This window comes from Streptomyces sp. AM25 (assembly GCF_058146165.1).
Genome location: NZ_JBKIWN010000001.1, coordinates 470,881 through 487,176, shown reverse-complemented (window position 1 = coordinate 487,176; position 16,296 = coordinate 470,881). Strand labels below are relative to the sequence as shown.

Here is a 16,296-nt window from a genome sequence, read left to right as displayed (position 1 = left end):
AGTCGTCGTAGTCGATCACGGGAACAGGGTAGAAGACCAGGCTGGGCAGCCCGACGTCGTGTTCGTCGCTGAGCTCGTCAAGGCCGATTTGCCCGTAGGGGCAGCGCGGGAAAGGATCGGCGGGCCGTCTCGATACGAGCGGCCGGCAATGCCCAGGGAAAACAAAGCGGGGTGGGATGAGCGAGCACGGCCGACGGCGGCATCACCGTACGGTGGACCGCGTCGTGTGGATTCTGGAGGCCGCTGCGCGGGCGCCGGGCGGGGTGACCGTGGCCGAGTTGGCGCGGGCGGTCCGGGCGCCGGCGAGTTCGGTGCAGGATCTGGTCAACGGCCTTGTCGCGACCGGGTTTCTGCTGGAACAGCACCGGCGCTTCAGGCTCGGGCCCGCCCCGCATGTCCTCAACCTCATCGCCGGCCGGGTCGTCCCGCGGATCAGCCAGGCCGAACTCGGCGAGATGAGCCGCGTCGCGGGTACCCCGGTGCTGCTCACGGTGCGGGTCGGGCTCGACGCCGTGTACCTCGCGCGCGGTGGCGAGGACCATATACCCCGCCTCGTGCCGATCGCCGACCAGCACGTCGCCCGGCCGCTGCTGCGCACCGCCGCGGGCCGACTGCTGCTGGCCTTCACTGACGAGGCGGAGCGTCGTGGGCTGCTCGACGAACTCGCCCGTCACGACCCCGAGGCGGTCGCCGAGTTCCGCTCCGCGCTTCCGGCGATCCGCGCGTCGCGGATCAGCCGCAGCGAGGGGCTGGCCGACCCCGAGGTCAGCGCACTCGCGATCCCCGTCACCGACGGCCCCGTTGTCACGGGAGCCCTCGCCCTGATCCACCAGCGTCGCGGTCGCTCGGAGCGGCTGCGCCTGGACCGGGCGGCGGCCCGGCTCCTTGCGCACCTCCAGGAGAGCCGGATGTGACGTCCGCATCGATTCACGGATATCCGTGAATCCGGGCGCTCGTGCAGGGCCGGGAACGAGCATCCCGGCATGACTTCGAACACTGCGCTGACTACAACCGTGCTGACCACGACCGGCGAGATCGTCTCCCGGCTGCTGCACACTCTCGGCGACCCCGATCCGGCCCGCGGGGCCGAGGACATCACCGTCGTCGGGGCCGACCCCCTGGTGCCCTCGGTGCACCGCCTCGCCGATGCCATGTCCGCCGCGATCGGCGTCTTCGGACGGCAGACGGCAGCGCTCGGCGAACAGCGCGGTCACCGCCGCCAGAAGGTGGAGGTGCAGGCCGGCGCCGCGATCGACCAGCTCATGGCGACGTATCACACGACGCTCTCGGGGCGCCCGCTCACTGCCCTCCTCGACGATCCGACCCTGCTCGGCAACAACGACTTCTACCGGGCCCGCGACGGCCGTTGGATCTTCATCATCACCACCTACCCGCATCTGCGGGACGCGGTCTGCTCCGTGCTCAGGTGCGGCCTCGACAAGGTGGGGATCGCCCAGGCCGCGGCCGACTGGGACGCCTTCACCCTGGAAGAGGCCATCTGCGCGCGCGGCGGCGTCGCCTGCGCGGTGCGCAGCCGGGAGGAGTGGCTCGCGCACCCTGCGGGGCGGTATGTCGCGCAGCGCCCGGTCGTCGAGATCGAACGCATCGGTGACGGACCGGCCCGCCCGCTGGAGCCGGTCGGCGAGGCCGCCGAGGCGCTCACGGGCGTACGGGTGCTCGATCTCACCCATGTCATCGCGGGTCCCGTATCGACGCGGCTCCTCGCCCAGTTCGGCGCCGATGTGCTGCACCTGACGCGTCCCGACCGCCCCGACCCGATCCCGATGATCGCGATGACCGGCGGCGGCAAGCGCAACGCCTACTGCGACTTGCGCGACGACAACGACCGGGCGGCCTTCCACGACGCGCTCCAGGACGCGGACGTCTTCGTGCACGCCTACCGGGGACTCGCCCGGCACGGGGCGTCGACCGAGGAACTCGTCCGGTGCCGCCCCGGGCTCGTCACCCTCGAGTACCACGCCTGGGGCGCCGACGGCCCCTGGGGCGAACGCGGCGGTTTCGACCAACTCGCCTGCTCGGCCACCGGATTCGCCGTCGAGGAGTGGACGGACCGGCCCTCGCTGCCGCCGACGTACCTGCTCAACGACTACCTCGCCGCCTACCTCGGGGCCGCCGCCGTCGCAACGGTCCTGCGCCGGCGTGCGGCGGAGGGCGGCTCATGGCGGATCCGCGTGACCTTGGCCGGGGTGTGCCACTGGGTACAGGAACTCGGGTTGCTGGCACGGGAGGACGTCCTCAACTTGCCCCTGCCTGGGCGTGCGCCGCTCGCCCCGCTGTCGACCACCGGGACCGACTTCGGCCCGCTCACCGAACCGGCGACGCCGTTCGCGTACAGCGGGCGCACGGTCCCGCAGCCCGGCCGGCGTTCCCCGCTCGGGTCCGCCGAGCTCCAGTGGCGCTGAGCGCTCCGCCGGAAGTGCAGTACGTCGACTGCGGGCTCGTCATGGCTGGTCGCGCAGTTCCCCGCGCCCCTTTGGGGCGCGATCACGCACCGCACTTCACCAAACTCACCCAATACCCCAGGAGGCACCGGAAGATGTCCGGAACACCGAGCGGCCCGTCCGGCCGCGGACTCCTCGCCGGAGTCCGCGTCATCGAACTGGCCGGCGTGATCATGGCCCCGTACGCCGCCCAGCAGCTCGGCGACCTGGGCGCCGACGTGATCAAGGTCGAGCCGCCCGCCGGTGACATGACGCGCCACTACCCGCCGCGGCGCCACCCCGGCATGGGCGGCACGGCACTCAACCTCAACCGCAACAAGCGCAGCGCCGTCATCGACCTCAAGGCCCCGCACGGCCGCGACGCCCTGCTCGCCCTGCTGCGCACCGCCGACGTCTTCATCACCAACCTGCGCCCGCAGGCCCTGGAGAAGCTCCGCCTCGGCTACGACGACGCCGCGGCCGTCAACCCCCGCTTGATCTACGCCAACGCCCAGGGATTCCGCAGCGACAGCCGCTACGGCACCCACGCCGCCTACGACGACATCATCCAGGCGGCCAGCGGCCTGGTCTGGCTCAACCACAAGGTCTCCGGCCAGCCGCACTACGTCCCCACCGTCCTCGCCGACAAGATCTGCGGCATGCAGATCGCCCAGTCGGTACTGGCCGCACTGCACTACCGGGAGCACGGCGGCAGCGGCCAGCACATCGAGGTCCCGATGGCCGACACCATGCTCGCCTTCAACCTGGTCGAACACCTGGGCGCGGCCACTCTGGAGCCCGACGGGGAGTTCGGCTCGGCCCGCTCGCTCAGCCCGCAGCGCCGCGCCCAGCGCACCGCGGACGGCTGGATGTGCATCCTGCCGCACAGCGACCGCAACTGGCGGGACTTCACCGTCTTCGTCGGCCGCCCCGACCTGGCCGACGACCCGCGCTTCGCCACCGGCCCCGAACGGGCCCGCAACGCCGACGTGTTCTATCCACTGCTCGCCGAACTGACACCACGTCACACCAGTGCCGAATGGCAGACGTTCTGCGACCGGGCGGGCATCGCCGCCGCCCCGGTGCTCGATCTGGAGTCCGCCGCCACCACCGCCTACGCCCGAGAGGGCGGCCTGCTGCGCGATGCCGAGCACCCCACCGAGGGCCCCTACCGGGTGATCGGCCGCCCGGTCCGCTACTCGGCCGACCCGGATCCGGAGCTGCGGCCCTGCCCGGGCATCGGCCAGCACACCGACGAGGTGCTCAGCGAAGTCGGCTTCGACCCTTCCCTGCTGCAGCCCACACACTGACGGAGCGCATCACTCATGTCTTCTTCGACGCTTTCACCGCTCGCATTCCCCGACGTCGCCCTGCCCGAATCGACGCGTCGGCTCCGCACCGAGGTCCGCGCCTTTCTCGACGAGGAACGCGCCCGCGGCACCGTACTCGGCCGCCCCGACTCCTGGCTCGCCGGCTGGGATGCCGGCTTCAGCCGCCGCCTCGCCGAGCGCGGCTGGGTCGGCATGGCGCTGCCCACCGAGTACGGCGGAGCGGGCCGCGGCTTCCTCGAGCGCTACGTGGTGATCGAGGAACTGCTCGCCGCGGGCGCCCCGGTCAGCGCCCACTGGGTCTCCGACCGGCAGGCCGGCCCGTCCGTCCTCCAGCACGGCACCGAGGAGCAGCGCCGCTTCTTCCTGCCCCGGATCGCCGCCGGGCAGTGCTTCTTCTCCATCGGCATGAGCGAGAAGAGCAGCGGCTCCGACCTCGCCTCGGTGCGCACCCGCGCCGAACGCACCGCCGACGGCTGGCGGTTGACCGGCACCAAGATGTGGACCGGCGGCGCCCACGTCAACGACTACGCCATCGTGCTGGCCCGCACCGACGACGCCGAGGACAAGCACGCCGGCCTCAGCCAGTTCATCGTCGACCTGCGCGCCCCGGGCGTACGCATCGAGCCGATCCGGCTGATGAGCGGCGAGCACCGCTTCAACGCCCTTCACCTCGAAGGCGTCGACGTCCCCGACGGCATGCTGCTCGGGCAGCGGGGCGACGGCTGGAAGCAGGTCACCGGTGAACTCGCCTTCGAACGCAGCGGCCCGGAACGCTACTTGTCCACCTTCCCCCTGCTGGTCTCCCTGCTCCGCGAACTCGAACACCGCTCTGCCACAGCCGAGCAGCTCACCCAGGTCGGCATCCTGACGGCCCGTCTGCACAGCATCCGCCGGCTCTCCCTCGGCGTGGCCGCCGCACTGGACGCCGGAGCCTCGCCCGACGTGCAGGCCGCCCTGGTCAAGGATCTCGGCACCCGCCTGGAGGGCACGCTGACCGACACCGTCCGCAGCGTCCTGCCGACCCCGGCCGACCCACACGCCACCCCCGGCAGCCACCCCGAACTGCTCGCCTTCGCCCTGCTGCACAGCCCCGGCTACACCCTGCGCGGCGGCACCAACGAAATCCTTCGCGGCATCATCACTCGTGGTCTGGAGCAGCGCTGATGAACACCCACACGATCGACACCAGCACCCCCGTCATCCCCGCCGACGCCTACGACACCACCGCCTTCTACGCCGACCCGGACGCCATCGCCGTCGTCGCCAACACCGCCGCCGCCGACGCCGTGGCCCTCCCGTCCCCGGACGCCTCCACCGCTGAACTCCTCACCGCCGCCCAGGAGGCGGGACGCCGCGCCGTACCCGCCCCGGTCGCCGAAACCGCCCTGGTGGCCCGCCCGTTGCTGCACCGCGCCGGAATCCCCGTCCCCGACGGCCCGCTCAGCTACGCCATCGCCCCCGACCTGACGATCCGCTACGCCCACCCGTCCGTCTCGGCCGTCGGCTCGGCCGGCTGCTCGGGCGAGGACGACACCCTGCTGGTCACCGGCACCCTGCGCCGCGTCCCCTGGGCCCGCGCCGCCAGTGCCGTGGTCGTCCTGGCGAACGCCCCCTTCGGACCCGTCCTATTCACCCTCACCCCGGACCGGGCCGTTCTCACCCCCGGCGGCAATCTCGCCGAGGAACCCCGCGACGACCTGCACCTCGCCGCCCTCGAAATTCCCGCCTCACAGGTCCGCCGGATCACCCCGGAGCTGCTGGAGGAGGCCGAACTCCGTGCGGCCCTGGCCCGGTCGGCCCTGATCGCCGGAGCCGCCGAACGCTGCGTCGAACTGACCGTGGCCCACACCACCGCCCGCACTCAATTCGGCCGCCCGCTCAGCCGTTTCCAGGCCGTCAAGCAGGAGGAGGCGCGGCTGATCGAGGAGACCGCTCTGGTACGTGCCGCCGTCCAGGCCGCCGCCGCACCGCTGGACACCGGCGGCCCGGCCGCGCGATTTGCCGTCGCCGCCGCCAAGACCCAGGCATCCGCCTCCGCCGCCGAGATCGCCCGCATCGCCCACCAACTCCACGGCGCCATCGGTATCACCCGGCTCCACCCGCTCCACCTCGCCACCACCCGCCTGTGGTCCTGGCGCGACGAGGACGGCGACGAAACCCACTGGGCACGCCGCCTGGCCCGGTCCGTCCATGCCGCCACCCTCTGGCCCGCCCTCACCACCGAGCCCTGATCCCTCGCCGCCGCCCCTCCTCACCCGCGTCATCGGCGGGCGTTGAGCCGGGCGGCCTGGCGGGTCAGGTGGTCGCGCTCGGCGAGGTTGGGCGCCTTGCGGGCCGCCTCGGCGTACAGCCGCGCCGCCGTCGCCAGGTCGCCGTCGCGCTCGTGGAGGTACGCCGCCACCGCGGCGTGGCGGGGGAGCGAGGCGTCCAGCGCGGCGAGTTCCGCCAGACCGGCGCGCGGTCCGTCGGCCTCGCCGACGGCCACTGCGCGGTTGAGCCGGACGACGGGGTTGTCGGTCAGGCGCGTGAGCTCGTCGTACCACTCGACGATCTGCACCCAGTCGGTCTCCTCGGCGGTGGGCGCGTCGGCGTGCAGGGCCGCGATGGCCGCCTGGGCCTGGAACTCGCCCAACCGGTCGCGGGCCAGGGCCTTCTGCAGGATCGCGACGCCCTCGGCGATCAACTCGGTCTCCCACCGGCCGCGGTCCTGCTCGGCGAGCGGCACCAGGCTGCCGTCGGGCGCGGTCCGGGCGGCGCGCCGGGCGTGGTGGAGCAGCATGAGGGCGAGCAGCCCCGCCGCCTCGGGGTGGTCGACATGGGCCGCGAGCTGCCGGGTGAGCCGGATGGCCTCGGCGGCGAGGTCGACGTCGCCGGAATAGCCCTCGTTGAAGACCAGGTAGAGGACACGCAGCACGGTGGCGACGTCGCCGGGCCGGTCCAACCTTCCCCAAGCTCTCGGCTTCGCTCGAGCAGGGGATACCCCAACCCCGGAGATCGTGCGCTTGGCCCGGCTGATGCGCTGCGCCATGGTCGCCTCGGGTACCAGGTAGGCCTGGGCGATCTGGCGGGTGGTCAGCCCGCCGACGGCGCGCAGCGTGAGCGCGACGGCGGACGACGGCGTCAACGACGGGTGGGCGCACAGGAAGTAGAGCTGGAGCGTGTCGTCCACCGCGGGTGCGGGACCGGGCGCCGGCTCCTCTTCGACGAGGTTCTCACGCCGCCGGCGGGCGGTGTCCGCCCGCACCGCGTCGAGGAACTTGCGCCAGGCCACGGTGACCAGCCAGCCCTTCGGGTCCCGCGGCCAGTCGGCGGGCCACACGCGGACCGCTTCGAGCAGCGCGTCCTGCACGGCGTCCTCGGCCGCCGCGAAGTCGGCTCCGCGGCGGACGAGGACGGCGAGCACGCTCGGCGTGAGGTTGCGCAGCAGGGCCTCGTCCATCGACGGGATCACTCCGTGATGGTGGGCGGGCAGGCCAGGAACGGGCGCACCTCGAGCCACTCGTGGATCGGGTTGCCGCCCGCTCCGGGGGCGGCTGACAGTTCCCCGGCCAGCTCGACGGCGCGCTCGTAGCTGTCGACGTCGATCACCATCCAGCCGGCGATGAGGTCCTTGGTCTCGGCGAACGGGCCGTCGGTGACCGGCGGGCGTCCCTCACCGTCGTAGCGGACCCACGCTCCCTCGGGGGCGAGCGCCTGACCGTCGACGAACTCGCCGTTCTTCTCGAGCCGGGCCGCGAAGTCGTTCATGAACTGCACGTGCGCCGAGATCTCCTCCGGCGTCCACTGGTCCATCGGCACGTTGTTCACCGGAGCCGGGGCGCCGCGGTAGTGCTTGAGCAACAGGTACTTGGCCATCGTGTTTCTCCTCGCTCGTGCGACCCATTGTGGTCGCGTTCACTGCAGGGACGGAGCCGGTCACCGGTTCTCGACATCGCCGTCCGATTTTTTTTGGCGGATCGTGAGGCCGTCCAGAGTGAGGTCGAGCAGACGCTCCGCCTGCTTCCGGTGTTCGGCACCCGCCGAGGTGAGGGCGATGCCCTCCAGAGCGGCGCCGATGTCGGTCGGCCGGATATCGGTACGGATCACCCCGGCGACCGCGCAGGCGTCCATGAGTGTGGTGATGGCGGCCTGGATCAGCTCCCGGCTGTGGCCGTAGGGGTTGCCTCCCGTCGCGGCGATGGCGCGCAGGGCGTCGATCATGCCGTATTTGGCGGTGACGTAGTCCAGGAAGAGGCGTGTCCATGCGCGCAGGGCCTCCTCCGGCGGGTTCTGCGCGAGCAGCGCCGGAACGGCGTCGCACAGGTGGGCCACCTCGTTGCGGTAGACCGCCTCGATCAGCGCCTCCCGGGTGGGGAAGTTGCGGTACAGGGTCCCGCTGCCCACGCCCGCCTCCTTGGCGATGCGCTCCAGGTGAGCGTCCAGCCCCTGCGTCGTGAACACGTGCACGGCGGCCTTGAGGATCTTCTCCCTGTTGCGCCGCGCGTCGGCCCGCAGCGGCCGCGGCGTTCCGTCGGTCATCGGTGCTCGCCATCTCTTCTCGTAGCGTCCGGACTTGCCAACCGGAGGCGCCTCCACTTAGCTTGGGATTAAGCGGGGACGTCTCCGCTTTCACTGTAGGTCAAGGCTCTGACCTGCGCACACTCCACCGCACACTCCGCGAAAGGAAGCCGGCCGTGTCGGGTATCCAGGGAAAGATCGTCGCGATCACGGGCGCCAGCAGCGGCATCGGCGAGGCGACAGCGACCCACCTCGCCGAGAAGGGCGCCCGGCTCGTGCTCGGAGCCCGGCGCGAGGACCGGCTGAACGCTGTCGTGGACGCCATCACGGCCCAGGGCGGCACGGCCACCGGAGTCGTCGTCGACGTCACGCGCCGGGAAGACCTCCAGCGCCTGACGGACACGGCCGTGGAACAGTACGGCCGGCTCGACGTCCTCGTCTCCAACGCGGGCACCATGGCCGTCTCACCGTTCGACGACCTGCGCCAGGACGACTGGGACGCCATGGTCGCCACCCACATCACCGGCCTGCTCAACGGCATCGGGGCAGCCCTGCCCGTCTTCCGCAGACAGCACTCCGGCCAGTTCGTCAACGTCGGCTCCACCGCGGCCTACGTCGTCAAGACCCCCCAGGCCGTCTACGCGGCCACCAAGACGGCGGTGAAGGTGCTCACCGAGGGCCTGCGGCAGGAAGCGGGACCCGACCTGCGCGTCACCCTCGTCTCGCCCGGCTTCACCCACACCGAAGGCGTCGGCAAGGGAGCCAGCCCCGCGGCCGCGGCCGCGATGACGCGGCAACGCGACGAGATCGCCATGCCGCCCAGCGCCGTCGCGTCCGCTATCGCCTACGCCATCGCACAGCCCGACGGCGTCGACGTCAGCGAGCTCGTCGTCCGCCCCACCGCACAAACCTGACCGCAGTGCCCCGGGCCGCAGCGGTCGCCGTCCGAGGCTCAGGCCCGGACGGCGACCGCCGCGTCGTGGGGGAGGGGCCAACGGAACGGTCAGGTCAGCCGCTTGCGGGCCCACCAGAAGACGAACGCGGTCAGAGCGCCCGCCAGCGCCAGGCAGACACCGGCTTCCACCCACTGCAGCGGCCACAGGTGGGACTGCGGGTGGTACTCGGCCCAGCGGCCGCCGATCCCGTGCCGGGCCAGGCACTGCGCCGCCTCGCCGGCCTCGGCGTTGGAGCACGCGGGAACCTCCGCCATCCGCGCCCCGCTCGCCGACAGCGGGCCCTCGCCCAGCACCCAGGCACCGTCCGGCGCCACCGAGGATGCGGGATCCCGCCCGCTGGCCGTGACCGCCGGCCAGAGCGAGCCGCGTATCCGGTCAAGGAGGTAGAGCAGGCCCGCACCGACCACGAGCGTCGCCCCCATGGCGGCCACCGTGCGCCGCAACACCAGGCTGAGCACGGCACCCACCATGAACAGCAGCAGCGACCGGCCCACCGCCGCAGGCCCCAGCGCGTCGTACGGCATCCAGCCGTACCAGGGGAACATGGGGCCCAGGACGTGGGCCACCGGATGCCACCAGGCCGTGACGGCCGCCGTCAGCAGACCGCAGAGGACCACGGTCATGACGGCCGGGACGGCCAGCTTCGCCGTGAACCAGCGGGTGCGGGTGACCGATTGGGACAGGGCGGTGCGGTAGGTGCCCGATTCCAGTTCGTGGGCGAAGAGCGGTGCGCCGAGGAAGAGCCCGACCAGCAGCGGGAGTCCGGCCAGCGCCTGGAGCAGCCGGCGCAGCGGGTGCTGATGGTCTGTCTGGAACGCGGGCACGCCCTGTGTGCAGTGGGCCGGCTGCTCGGCAACGGCCCGGGCACACCCTTCGAAGTGGCCACCGGCGAGGGCATCGAGGGCACCGGCGCGCATGAGCATCGCGTAGCCGCCCAGGGCGAGGACCCCGCCCAGGAACACCCAGAACGCCACCCGGTGCTGGCGCCAGACCAGCCAGGTCACGCCGCGCGGTCCGAAGCGGTTCAGGAGACCGGTCATGCCGGCACCTCGTTCCGGCCCGCGCGGGCCGCGTCGGTGACCAAGGCGGTGGTGGCGGGGGCGGCGAGGTAGGTCATCAACAGCTGCTCCAGGGTGGGACGGGAGCCGTGCGCCGTGCCGTGGTCGTCCACCCGCAGCACGGTGGCCGACATGCCGGGGACGGCCCCGACGGCGTGGCAGCCGTACGGCATGGAGCCGGGGCTGCCGGCCGGGTCCGTCACGATCCTGTGGGCGGCGAGGAGTTCCTCGATGCCGCCGGCCAGCCGGACCGAGCCCGCGCCGACCACGACGACGAAGTCGCAGGCGCCCTCCAGCTCGGAAACCATGTGCGACGAGAGGACGACGGTGGTGCCGTTCTCGGCCGCCTCCGTCAGGAGCGTGGTCGTCATCTCGTGCCGGACCAGCGGGTCCAGATCGGCCATCGGCTCGTCCAGGAGCAGCAGCCGGGGCCGCTTGCCCAGGGCGAGGGCGAGAGCGACGCGGGTGCGCTGGCCGCCGGAGAGGGAACCGGTCCGCGCATCGAGCGGGATCGAGCCCTTGGCGACCACCCGTTCGGCGACGGCCTGGTCCCAGCCGGGGTTCATCTCCCGGCCCATGCGCAGGATCTCACCGACCTTCAGACCGCGGTACAGCGGCTTGTCCTGGCTGAGCAGCGCCGTGGACCGACGCGCCGCCCGGGACCCGGGGGCCTTGCCGAACACGCGGATCGTGCCGGAGCTGGGGGCGAGCAGATCCGCGGCGAGGGAGAGCAACGTGCTCTTGCCCGCGCCGTTCGGGCCCACGAGCGCACACACCGTGCCCGCGGGTATACGGAAGGAGCAGTTCTGGAGGGCCCAGCCGCGCCGGTAACGGCGGCCGAGCCCGTCGACGTACAGGGCGGCGGGACCGGATCGGGGATCCGTGAAGCCTGTCGTGGTTGGCGTCATCGTCAGTTTCTCTGGTACGTGGATGTTGCGCACCGACGCTAGGCGGGGGGCTCGCCGCGCAGCCGTCGGCAAAGAGCCAGAGGGACGCCAACCAATGGTGACCGCCGTGCTGCGGGAAGTTGATTGCTGCTGTTCGTGAACTCGCGAACCGGCGAATCGAAACTCACCGTTCTCGTCGAGGATTTGGCAGTGGCGCGTCCTCTGCCGCCAAGTGGCGCAGGGCGTCCGAGAGCATGTCGGAGAGGGCGTCGAAGTCCCATTCGTCGCCGGCCGAAGCAGCGATGAAGGTCCCGTCGGAGAAGGCGAGGGTGAACTGCGCCAGGCGGCGGGCCAGCGCCGCGTTGTCCCGGCCGGTCTCGTCCGCCAGGACCGAAGACCACCATTGCGTCAGCAGGTTCAGCATCCGGCGCCGTACCTCCAGGAACCGCTGCCGGGCCGCCGAGTCCGCCATCCTGCGCTCCAGGGAGAGCAACAGGCCCAGACGCCAGAAGCCGTGGCTGAAATCCCCTGCGGCGAAGCGGTCGCGGACCACGCCGGCCAGGCCGCTCCGCTGCGGCGGCCCTGCGTCCGTGGTCCAGCCGGTCTGCTGCGCCCATTGCTCGAAGCTGTGCTCGATGAGTGCGGCGAAGAGCTTGTCCTTGTTCTCGAAGTGCCAGTAGACCGAGCCCGACGGCAGCCCGGAGCGCTTGCTGACCTGGGCGATCGTGGTGCCCTCGTAGCCCAGTTCGGAGGCGAGTTCCAGGGTTGCCTCAAGGATGCGGCGCTGCGACTCCGCACTGCGGCGGTGCCGGCTTCCGGCTGTCTTTGCCATGCGCTCTTGCTACCACATGCCGCCGACGCTACCGTCATGCCCAATTCTAGATTCACCATTCTAGATTGACTGTTCGAGAAGACGAAGACTCAGCGACCACACCGGATCGGCAGGTCACCGTGCTCCAATCCCTCGCCTACCTCGGCATCAACACCCCCACCTACGAGCAGTGGGCCGCACTCGGCACCGACATCCTGGGCATGGAACTCGCCCCCCGGCGCCCCGACGGCACCGTCCTGCTCCGCATGGACGACGCCGCCTGGCGGCTCGCCCTGCACCCGGGCGATCGGAACGACATCGCCTACATCGGATGGACCGTCACCGATGAAGCGGCAGCCCTCTCCATAGCCGGTCGGCTCGCCGAAGCGGGCATCGAAACAAATGCCGCCACACCGCAGTTGGCCGCCGAACGGGCCGCGGAGAACCTGCTGTGGTTCACCGACCCCTTCGGCCTGCGTCACGAACTGGCCTGGGGACGGCACTACGCGCCCGCCGCCTTCCGGCCGGGCCGGGCCCTGAGCGGCTTCAAGACCGCGGACCAGGGCATGGGGCACATCGTCCTGCTGCTCCCCGACCTGGCGCAGGCCGACGCCTTCTTCACCGGCGTACTCGGCTTCAGACTCTCCGACCGCATCACCGCAGACGGCCACCCCGGCCTGCGCTTCTACCACGTCAACGGACGCCACCACACCCTCGCCGTCGGCGAAGTGCCCGGCACGGTCGGGCTGCAGCACCTGATGCTGGAGGTCACCTCCCTCGACGACGTCGGCACCGCCCTGGACCTGTGCGAGCAGCACGACGTGCCCATCGCCCTCACCCTCGGCCGCCACGTCAACGACCTGATGACCTCCTTCTACCTGCACACCCCAGCCGGCTTCCAGATCGAGTACGGCTGGGGCGGCATCTCCGTCGACGACCGCCTGTGGGAGCCCCGCAGCTACGACCGCATCAGCATCTGGGGCCACCACCGCACCGAGGCCGCACGCGACTTGCCTCCGGCTCTCATCACCCGCACTCGCACCGATCGGCCCCACTAGGGCGTGTCCGACGGATCGGTATACATTCTCCCGACGCGCCCTGAAGACTGTCCCGCTAAATGCAGGTGAGCGCCGTCTGGCTTACGAGGCGCGTGAACGCCTTCGGCGGCGACCTGGGCGAGTGCGTCGAGTTCGCGGTCGTCGGGCAGGCGCAGGACGAGATCGGGGGTTGTGAGCGTGAGGTGGGACAGCGGCCAGTGGCGCATGGAGGCTCCCCTCTTGTGAGGGTTCAGGAGCCTTCGAGCCCGAAGATGGTGCCGAAGGGGTCGGTGAGCTGGCAGATCCGCCGTCCCTCTTCGACGTCGAGAGGGCCGCGGTGGTGGACGCATCCGGCGTCCAGCAGGCGCTGGCGGGCGGCGGTGAGGTCGTCGACCGCCCAGTACACGACGGGACTTCCCCCCTGCGGGTTGCGCTTGGGGGAGGCCGGATGGAAGCCGTACTCGATGCCGGCCACCATGAACCAGGCGTAGACGTTGTCGCCGTCAACGTCGACATGGACGTCGTCGGCGTTGAAGATGTCCGCCCACCAGCGGGCGGCTTTCTCGGGCTCGTTGACGAACATCATGACGGTGCGGATGTTGCGGAACATCACAGGCGGCTTCTCCGGGTTCACGCATCGGCGCCGTGCAGGGAGCGCAGGCCGGTGGCCTGGGCGAACGCCACGAGGACCGTCTTCAGACTGGTGCCGCTCCACTGCGTGCCGAGCTGGTTGATGTGATGACGGTAGAGGTGGCGGACCTCGGCCGGGGGCAGAATCCGGTGCTCGGCGGCAAGGTAGGCCAGGGTGATCAGGTCAGGAATGCCGATCAGGTCAGGGCGCAGCGTCTAGCTCCGTGTTTCGCAGGTCGCTTGATCAGGTTTGTGGCCAGCGGGTTCGTCTGATGTCGACGTCGAGCAGGTCGAGGAGGTGGAGTTGGATGCCTCGGGTGATCTGGATGGTGGGTGGGTCGGTGACGTGGCCGATGCGCAGGGTGAGTTCGGCGAGGTGGTAGAGGATCATCCGGCCGGTGGGGCGGGCCCGGCGGTTGTCCGGGTAGAGACCGGTCATGGTCTGCCCGGGGCCGAGGGCGCGTCTGACCTGCCGCTCGATCAGACAGAAGACGAGCAGGGCCAGGCAGATCACCTGGACGAGGGCGGCAGCGCGGCGGTTGTGCTGGACGAAGATCGGTGTGACCGCGAGCGGGCCCTTGAAGTCCGCGTAGCGCCGCTCGACTTCGCCCTGTCCCTTGTAGTGGAGCAGGACTTGGGCGGCGGTGGCCCGTTCGGGCGGGAGCGTGGTGATCAGGGCGTACCAGCCGTCGGCAGCGGCCAAGGCGAGCACGACTACGCGGCCCGCGTCATGTTCGCCGCGACCCGCGACTTCGAAGAGCTCGGCGAGCCGGACGACTGGTCCGTCGCCCACCAGAAACTTGCCCTCGCCCACCGGGGTACCGGCGACCTGAACAAAGCCCTGCACTTCATCGGCATTGCCCGCAGCAGCGGCGCCACCGACTCACCGATGCAGCGTGTGCGCCTGGACACCGCTCACGGACACATTCTGCTGTCCGACCCTGCCACCCGCGATGATGGCCTTTCGGCCCTCGATGCAGCTGCGAAGCTGGCTGCCCAGTACGGCATGAGCCACCAGCTGGCCAGCATCGAGAGCATCCGGAAGACCGCGGGGGCATCGAGCCCCTGACGGCGGTGACCAGGGAGAGAGACGCCAGTGACGACGGACATCCAGCGGGGCATCACTGACGACCAGCGCCAGCGGGCCAGGCTGATCTGGGACTACCACCAGATGGGCCACCAGCTGCGGCCGGCGGACGCCGCGATCGGCCTGGGCAGCCACGACTTGGGCGTCCCTGCCTTCTGCGCCGAGCTGTACCGGGCCGGGCTCTTCCCCGCCCTCGTCTTCTCCGGCGGGCCCAACCCGACCCACCCGGGCCGCTTCCCCCGCGGCGAGGCCGTGCACTTCCGCGAGCATGCGCTCGCCCTCGGCGTTCCGGACGAGGCGGTTCTGCTGGAGCCCCAGGCCCGGAACACCGGCCAGAACATCACATTCTCCCGCGACGTCCTGGCCGCCGCCGGGATCGCGGTGAGGACCGTGCTGCTGGTCTCCATGCCCTATATGGAGCGACGCGCGTTCGCCACTGCCCGCAAGGTCTGGCCCGAGGCGGAGGTGATCTGTGCCTCGGCGCCACTGGAGTTCCACGACTACCTGAAGACGATCGGCGACGAGAAGCTTGTCGTCGATCAGCTCGTGGGTGATCTGCAGCGGGTGATCGAGTATCCGAAGCTCGGCTTCGCCATCGAGCAGGACGTCCCGGAGGACGTGCATGCCGCCTACCGATCTCTCCTCGACGACGGCTTCGACAGCCGACTCCTCAGCAACTGACGACTCGTCGCCGGCCGGGGTGTGTGTTGTGCACCAGCCCAACTTCTTCCCCCGGCTCTCGACGCTGGCCAAGCTGCTCGCGGCGGACTGCTGGATCGTGCTGGACGACGTCCAGTTCACCCGCCGCGACTACCAGCACCGCACCCGCCTTGCATGCCTGGACGACCCCGCCGACCGCCGATGGCTCTCGATCCCCACGCACCTGCCCCTCGGCCGCCGCACCCCGGTCCGCGACGCAGTGATGGCCGAACCCGACCGGTCCCGGGAACGGACCGCCCGCGCGCTCCAGCAGCACTACAGGACCAGCCCCTTCTGGCCGGCGTTCCAGCAGGCCATAGTCCCGGTCCTCGACGCCTTCACCACCAGCGACCGGACCGCGGCCGTCGCCGAGGCATCCACCCGCGCCCTGCTGGACCACCTCGGCTGGCAGGGCCGCCTGCTCCACAGCAGCAGCCTCCCGGCCCGGTCGGGGCGCTCGCAACGACTCGCCGACCTCACCACCACCGTCGGAGCCCGCACATATCTCTGCGGAACAGGCGGCATGCGCTACCTCGACACGGCTCCCTTCACCACCAGCGGTATCGCCGTCATCCCGTTCACCACGCCCGCGGCTGGCGTCTGGGAGGCCGCCCGCGACATCAGCAGCATCCGGGCCCTGATGCGCACTGGCCCCCAGCGCTTGGCCAGCACCCTGCACACCACCGGCAGGCACGCAAGGGAATGGCACGCCCCGGTGAACATTTCTGGCCTGGCTGAATCGGCACGGTGACGGCAACGCGGAAACCCCGGCTGAACCGGCGGACCGGGGCTGACCCGCTGTGGGCGTAATGCTGGTGCGGGTGCGCCCCCGTCTCCCGGTCATCGCGAGCAAACACCGCCT

Annotated in this window: 17 protein-coding genes and 1 pseudogene; 10 read left to right on the top strand and 8 right to left on the bottom strand. The window is 71.1% G+C overall.

Going from position 1 to position 16,296, the window contains the following annotated elements:
* Window positions 1-212 precede the first annotated feature (212 nt).
* The 5 genes from ACLHRZ_RS01905 to ACLHRZ_RS01885 all read left to right on the top strand — a co-directional run bounded on the left by ACLHRZ_RS01905 (window position 213) and on the right by ACLHRZ_RS01885 (window position 6,003).
* Window positions 213-914, top strand: coding sequence for an IclR family transcriptional regulator domain-containing protein (locus ACLHRZ_RS01905; protein WP_490416393.1), 702 nt, complete (start codon window positions 213-215; stop codon window positions 912-914).
* Window positions 915-983: 69 nt separating this feature from the next.
* Entirely contained in the window at window positions 984-2,423 is a 1,440-nt protein-coding gene (locus tag ACLHRZ_RS01900; protein WP_490416392.1) for a CoA transferase, read from the top strand.
* A 134-nt stretch (window positions 2,424-2,557) separates the two neighbouring features.
* Window positions 2,558-3,751, top strand: a complete 1,194-nt coding sequence (locus ACLHRZ_RS01895) for a CaiB/BaiF CoA transferase family protein (RefSeq protein ID WP_490416391.1) — start codon at window positions 2,558-2,560, stop codon at window positions 3,749-3,751.
* 15 nt (window positions 3,752-3,766) lie between these two features.
* Window positions 3,767-4,936: an acyl-CoA dehydrogenase family protein gene (locus ACLHRZ_RS01890; protein WP_490416390.1), complete on the top strand. Its 1,170-nt coding sequence runs from the start codon at window positions 3,767-3,769 to the stop codon at window positions 4,934-4,936.
* The gene (locus ACLHRZ_RS01885) at window positions 4,936-6,003 is read left to right on the top strand and encodes an acyl-CoA dehydrogenase family protein (protein ID WP_490416389.1); all 1,068 of its coding nucleotides are present in this window, start codon (window positions 4,936-4,938) and stop codon (window positions 6,001-6,003) included. The genes ACLHRZ_RS01890 and ACLHRZ_RS01885 overlap by 1 nt, the downstream gene beginning before the upstream one ends.
* Window positions 6,004-6,032: 29 nt before the next feature.
* Here ACLHRZ_RS01885 and ACLHRZ_RS01880 read toward each other — a convergent pair whose 3' ends face one another.
* The 3 genes from ACLHRZ_RS01880 to ACLHRZ_RS01870 are packed head-to-tail and all read right to left on the bottom strand — an operon-like array spanning window position 6,033 to window position 8,290.
* Window positions 6,033-7,211, bottom strand: coding sequence for an RNA polymerase sigma factor (locus ACLHRZ_RS01880; protein ID WP_490416451.1), 1,179 nt, complete (start codon window positions 7,209-7,211; stop codon window positions 6,033-6,035).
* A gap of 8 nt (window positions 7,212-7,219) precedes the next feature.
* Entirely contained in the window at window positions 7,220-7,627 is a 408-nt protein-coding gene (locus ACLHRZ_RS01875; RefSeq protein ID WP_490416388.1) for a YciI family protein, read from the bottom strand.
* A 60-nt stretch (window positions 7,628-7,687) separates the two neighbouring features.
* Entirely contained in the window at window positions 7,688-8,290 is a 603-nt protein-coding gene (locus ACLHRZ_RS01870; RefSeq protein WP_490416387.1) for a TetR/AcrR family transcriptional regulator, read from the bottom strand.
* Window positions 8,291-8,445: 155 nt separating this feature from the next.
* On the opposite strand from ACLHRZ_RS01870, the gene ACLHRZ_RS01865 reads away from it, so the two are divergent.
* Window positions 8,446-9,183 (top strand): SDR family oxidoreductase, encoded by a 738-nt coding sequence (locus ACLHRZ_RS01865; RefSeq protein WP_490416386.1) that lies wholly within the window; start codon window positions 8,446-8,448, stop codon window positions 9,181-9,183.
* 89 nt (window positions 9,184-9,272) lie between these two features.
* Here the strand turns inward: ACLHRZ_RS01865 and ACLHRZ_RS01860 are convergent, their stop codons facing one another.
* From ACLHRZ_RS01860 to ACLHRZ_RS01850, 3 genes are all read right to left on the bottom strand, one after another.
* Complete coding sequence (locus ACLHRZ_RS01860; RefSeq protein ID WP_490416385.1) at window positions 9,273-10,265, bottom strand: ABC-2 membrane transporter-related protein; 993 nt, start codon at window positions 10,263-10,265, stop codon at window positions 9,273-9,275.
* Window positions 10,262-11,191: an ABC transporter ATP-binding protein gene (locus ACLHRZ_RS01855; RefSeq protein WP_490416384.1), complete on the bottom strand. Its 930-nt coding sequence runs from the start codon at window positions 11,189-11,191 to the stop codon at window positions 10,262-10,264. The genes ACLHRZ_RS01860 and ACLHRZ_RS01855 overlap by 4 nt, the downstream gene beginning before the upstream one ends.
* Before the next feature lie 163 nt (window positions 11,192-11,354).
* Window positions 11,355-12,002, bottom strand: a complete 648-nt coding sequence (locus ACLHRZ_RS01850; protein WP_490416383.1) for a TetR/AcrR family transcriptional regulator — start codon at window positions 12,000-12,002, stop codon at window positions 11,355-11,357.
* 119 nt (window positions 12,003-12,121) lie between these two features.
* On the opposite strand from ACLHRZ_RS01850, the gene ACLHRZ_RS01845 reads away from it, so the two are divergent.
* Complete coding sequence (locus tag ACLHRZ_RS01845) at window positions 12,122-13,039, top strand: VOC family protein (RefSeq protein ID WP_490416382.1); 918 nt, start codon at window positions 12,122-12,124, stop codon at window positions 13,037-13,039.
* Between the two features lie 229 nt (window positions 13,040-13,268).
* Here the strand turns inward: ACLHRZ_RS01845 and ACLHRZ_RS01840 are convergent, their stop codons facing one another.
* Both ACLHRZ_RS01840 and ACLHRZ_RS01835 read right to left on the bottom strand, forming a co-directional pair.
* Window positions 13,269-13,628, bottom strand: coding sequence for a VOC family protein (locus tag ACLHRZ_RS01840; protein ID WP_490416381.1), 360 nt, complete (start codon window positions 13,626-13,628; stop codon window positions 13,269-13,271).
* 264 nt (window positions 13,629-13,892) lie between these two features.
* A complete protein-coding gene (locus ACLHRZ_RS01835; RefSeq protein WP_490416380.1) occupies window positions 13,893-14,351 on the bottom strand; it encodes a hypothetical protein in 459 nt (152 codons plus the stop codon).
* On the opposite strand from ACLHRZ_RS01835, the pseudogene ACLHRZ_RS01830 reads away from it, so the two are divergent.
* The 3 genes and pseudogenes from ACLHRZ_RS01830 to ACLHRZ_RS01820 form a co-directional block, all read left to right on the top strand.
* Window positions 14,349-14,717 (top strand): annotated as a pseudogene (locus tag ACLHRZ_RS01830) (hypothetical protein); the annotation flags it as partial. The gene ACLHRZ_RS01835 and the pseudogene ACLHRZ_RS01830 overlap by 3 nt on opposite strands.
* 27 nt (window positions 14,718-14,744) lie before the next feature.
* The gene (locus ACLHRZ_RS01825; RefSeq protein ID WP_490416379.1) at window positions 14,745-15,416 is read left to right on the top strand and encodes a YdcF family protein; all 672 of its coding nucleotides are present in this window, start codon (window positions 14,745-14,747) and stop codon (window positions 15,414-15,416) included.
* 28 nt (window positions 15,417-15,444) lie between these two features.
* Window positions 15,445-16,185 (top strand): WbqC family protein, encoded by a 741-nt coding sequence (locus ACLHRZ_RS01820; protein WP_490416378.1) that lies wholly within the window; start codon window positions 15,445-15,447, stop codon window positions 16,183-16,185.
* Window positions 16,186-16,296 lie beyond the last annotated feature (111 nt).

Coding starts and splice junctions, on each gene's coding strand:
- ACLHRZ_RS01850 (WP_490416383.1), bottom strand. CDS start 12,002: ATGGCAAAGACAGCCGGAAGCCGGCACCGCCGCAGTGCGGAGTCGCAG.
- ACLHRZ_RS01875 (WP_490416388.1), bottom strand. CDS start 7,627: ATGGCCAAGTACCTGTTGCTCAAGCACTACCGCGGCGCCCCGGCTCCG.
- ACLHRZ_RS01860 (WP_490416385.1), bottom strand. CDS start 10,265: ATGACCGGTCTCCTGAACCGCTTCGGACCGCGCGGCGTGACCTGGCTG.
- ACLHRZ_RS01880 (WP_490416451.1), bottom strand. CDS start 7,211: ATGGACGAGGCCCTGCTGCGCAACCTCACGCCGAGCGTGCTCGCCGTC.
- ACLHRZ_RS01890 (WP_490416390.1), top strand. CDS start 3,767: ATGTCTTCTTCGACGCTTTCACCGCTCGCATTCCCCGACGTCGCCCTG.
- ACLHRZ_RS01870 (WP_490416387.1), bottom strand. CDS start 8,290: ATGACCGACGGAACGCCGCGGCCGCTGCGGGCCGACGCGCGGCGCAAC.
- ACLHRZ_RS01900 (WP_490416392.1), top strand. CDS start 984: ATGACTTCGAACACTGCGCTGACTACAACCGTGCTGACCACGACCGGC.
- ACLHRZ_RS01855 (WP_490416384.1), bottom strand. CDS start 11,191: ATGACGCCAACCACGACAGGCTTCACGGATCCCCGATCCGGTCCCGCC.
- ACLHRZ_RS01895 (WP_490416391.1), top strand. CDS start 2,558: ATGTCCGGAACACCGAGCGGCCCGTCCGGCCGCGGACTCCTCGCCGGA.
- ACLHRZ_RS01885 (WP_490416389.1), top strand. CDS start 4,936: ATGAACACCCACACGATCGACACCAGCACCCCCGTCATCCCCGCCGAC.
- ACLHRZ_RS01840 (WP_490416381.1), bottom strand. CDS start 13,628: ATGTTCCGCAACATCCGCACCGTCATGATGTTCGTCAACGAGCCCGAG.